General features: G+C 74.5%; 1 protein-coding gene. It reads right to left on the bottom strand.

The features are described 5' to 3' along the window. Positions 1-3,827 (bottom strand): SDR family NAD(P)-dependent oxidoreductase (locus tag ACZ3YL_RS42350; RefSeq protein WP_465663181.1); only part of this gene is annotated, 3,827 nt, incomplete at both ends.

Here is a 3,827-nt window from a genome sequence, read left to right as displayed (position 1 = left end):
ACGCCCTCGCCCCAGCCCACACCGTCCGCCGCGTCCGCGAACGAACGGCACCGACCGTCGGCCGACAGACCGCCCTGGCGCGAGAACTCCACGAAGGTGTTCGGCGTCGACATCACGGTGACACCACCGGCCAGCGCCAGCGAGCACTCACCGCCGCGCAGCGCCTGCGCCGCCAGGTGCATCGCCACCAGCGACGACGAGCACGCCGTGTCCACCGTCACCGCCGGACCCTCCAGACCCAGGGTGTACGAGACGCGACCCGAGGCCACGCTTCCCGCGCTGCCGCTGCCCTGGTAGCCCTCGAACTCGCCACCGCCCAGCAGGCTCGCGTAGTCCGCGTACATCACACCCGCGAAGACGCCGGTCCGGCTGCCGCGCAGCGACACCGGGTCGATGCCGGCCCGTTCGAAGGCCTCCCACGACGTCTCCAGCAGCAGGCGCTGCTGCGCGTCCGTCGCCAGCGCCTCACGCGGGCTCATCCCGAAGAACTCGTGGTCGAACTCCCCGGCGGTGTACAGGAATCCGCCGGAGCGCGTGGAGGACGTACCGGTGTGGTCCGGGTCCGGGTTGTACAGCGCCCGGACCTCCCAGCCGCGGTCCGTCGGGAAGTCCGACACCGCGTCCACGCCGTCGGCCACCAGCCGCCACAGGTCCTCCGGCGACTCGACGCCACCCGGGTAACGGCACGCCATGCCCACGATCACGATCGGGTCGTCGGACAGCGACGACAAGGGCTCGGGGACGTGGACGACGCTCTCGGCGCCGAACAGGCCCTCCAGCAGGAAGCCGGCCAGCGCGCTCGCCGTCGGGTAGTCGAACACAACCGTCGCAGGCAGCTGGAGACCGGTCACCGACTTCAGCCGGTTGCGCAGCTCGACCGCCGTCAGCGAGTCGAAGCCGAGGTCCTGGAACGCCTTCGTCGGATCGACCGCCGAGCCGGCATCGTGGCCCAGCACGAGCGCGATCTGGTCGCGCACCAGCTTCAGGACGGCCACCCGCCGCTCCTCGCCACCCAGCCCGGACAGGCGCTGCGCCAGTCCCGCCGACACCGCCGAACCGGCGACCACGGCGCGCCGCACGCGGCCCCGCACCAAGCCGCGCAGCAGGGCAGGCACCTCGCCGTGCGCGGCCATCGCCGCCAGGTCGAGGCGGACCGGCAGCACGACCGGGTGCCCGGTGGCGAGCGCCGCGTCGAAGAGCTCGACGCCCTGGGCCGGGGAGATGGCCGGCAGGCCGAGCCGGGCGATGCGCTCGGCCTCGGCGTCGGTGAGGGTGCCGGTCATTCCGGCCACGTCGGACCAGGGGCCCCAGGCGAGCGAGACGGCGGGCAGGCCGAGCGAACGCCGGTGGTGTGCCAGCGCGTCCAGGTAGGCGTTGCCCGCCGCATAGGCGCCCTGGCCCGCACTCCCGAACGCGCCGGCGACGGAGGAGAAGAGAACGAACGCCTCGACGTTCTCGCCGGCCCGGTGCAGGTTCCACGCCGCGTCCGCCTTCGGGCGCAGGACGGCGGAGACCCGCTCGGGGGTCAGCGAGCCGATCACACCGTCGTCGAGCACCCCCGCCGTGTGGACGACCGCGCGGATCTCGTGCCGGGCGAACAGCTCGGCGACGGCGGCCTCATCGGCCACGTCACACGCCTCGACCGCCACGTCCGCGCCGAGTGCAGCCAGCTCGGCGAGCAGCGCGTCGACGCCCTCGGCGTCCGCGCCCCGGCGGCTCACCAGCAGCAGGCTGCGCACGCCGTGCTCGGCCGCCAGGCGCCGGGCCACGATCGTGCCGAGGCCGCCCGTACCGCCAGTGATCAGGACCGTCCCCCCGCTCGGCCACGCGATCGCGGCGGCTGCGGCCTCCGTCCGCACCAGCCGAGCGGCCAGGACCTCACCGTCGCGGACCAGCACCTCCGGTTCGTCCACGCCCAGGGCGGCGGGCGGCAGTTCTTCCGAACCGGCCAGATCCACCAGGCCGAACCGGCCCGGCTCCTCCGACATCGCCGACCGCACCAGACCCCACACCGCAGCGCCCGGCAGGTCCTCGCCCGCCACCACACCACGCGTCACGAACACCAGCCGCGAGCCCGCGAAACGCTCCTCCGCCAGCCAGCCCTGCACCAGCTCCAGCGCCTGCGCCGTCCGCGCGTGCACGTCGTCGTCGACGGCGGCCGTCTCGATGACCACCACCGGCGGCACCTCCACCGGCACCTCCACCAGCGACCCCACCGCCACGAACTCCGGCGCCGAGGAGACCTTCACCGGCACCCAGTCCACCCGGAACAACCCGTCCCGGCCCACCGGTCCCGCCTCGCCCGCCGACACCGGGCGCACGACCAACGACCCGACGGTCGCCACCGGGTGCCCCTCGGTGTCGGCGATCGCCAGCGCCACCGCGCCGCCCGCGGACGGCGTCAGCCGCACCCGGACCGACGACGCGCCGGAGGCGTGCAGCGCCACGTCCTCCCACGCGAACGGCACCCCGCGCTCGTCGGACCCGGTCAGTGCGAACGCGTGGAGACAGGCGTCGAACAGCGCCGGGTGCAGGCCGAAGCCGCTTCCGTCGGTGCCCTCGGGCAGGGCGACCTCCGCGAAGACCTCGTCCCCGCGCCGCCAGACCGCCCGCAGGCCCCGGAACACCGGGCCGTACCCGAACCCGGCCTCCGCCAGACCCTCGTACAGCCCGGTCAGGTCCACCGCCTCGGCACCAGTCGGCGGCCACACCGCCGCCTCGAACGGCGTCGGCGTCGCGCCCGTCCCCAGCACACCGGTGGCGTGGAGGGTCCAGTCCGTCCCGTCCGCGTCGTCCGGCCGGCCGTGCACGGTGAGCGCGCGCCGCCCGGACGCGTCCGGCTCGCCGACCCATACCTGCACCCGCACCCCGCCCCGCTCGGGCAGGACGAGCGGCGCGGCCAGCGTCAGCTCCTCGACCAGGTCGCAGCCGACCTCGTCCCCGGCCCGCACCGCCAGCTCGACCAGCGCCGTGCCCGGCACCAGGACCGAGCCCATGACGACATGGTCCGCGAGCCACCCGTGCGACCGGGCCGACAGCCGCCCGGTGAACAGGTAGCCGTCCGTGTTGACCAGCTCGACGGCCGCGCCCAGCAGCGGGTGCTCGGCGGCCCCGAGCCCCGCGAGCCGGACGTCGCCGCCGCGTGCGAGGGTGACCTCGGGCCAGTAGTGCCGGTGCTGGAACGCGTACGTGGGAACGTCCACGGCGCGGGCACCGGTTCCGGCGAGGAGGGCGGCCCAGTCGACGGGCGCGCCGGTGACGTGCAGGCGCGCGAGCGCGGCCAGGAGGGTCGTGTCCTCGGCCTGGTCCTTGCGGAGGACGGTGGCCAGGACGGCGTCGTCGGAGAGGGAGGCGGCCGCGAGCGCGGTGAGGACGCCGTCGGGGCCGAGTTCGAGGAAGCGGGTGACACCTGCGGCTTCCAGCGTGCGGATGCCGTCGGCGAACCGGACGGCCTCACGGACGTGGCGCACCCAGTACCCGGGCTCCTGGAGGCCTTCGGCCAGTGCACCGGTCACGTTGGAGATCACCGGGATCGACGGCGCGTGGTACGTCAGCCCGTCGAGGACCGTACGGAAGTCCGCCAGCATCGGGTCCATCAGCGGCGAGTGGAACGCGTGCGAAACCCGCAGCCGGTTCGTCTTGCGGTCGGCGAAGTGGGCCTCGATCTCCGCGACCGCCTCCTCCGTGCCCGAGACCACGATCGAGCGCGGGCCGTTGACGGCCGCGATCGACACGAACTCGCCGATCAGTGGCAGGACTTCGTCCTCCGTCGCCTGCACCGCCAGCATCGCGCCGCCTTCCGGCAGCGCCTGCATCAGCCGACCGCG

It is taken from the genome of Kitasatospora sp. NPDC023176 (genome assembly GCF_055560495.1).
This window is presented reverse-complemented; position numbering and strand designations above follow the sequence as displayed.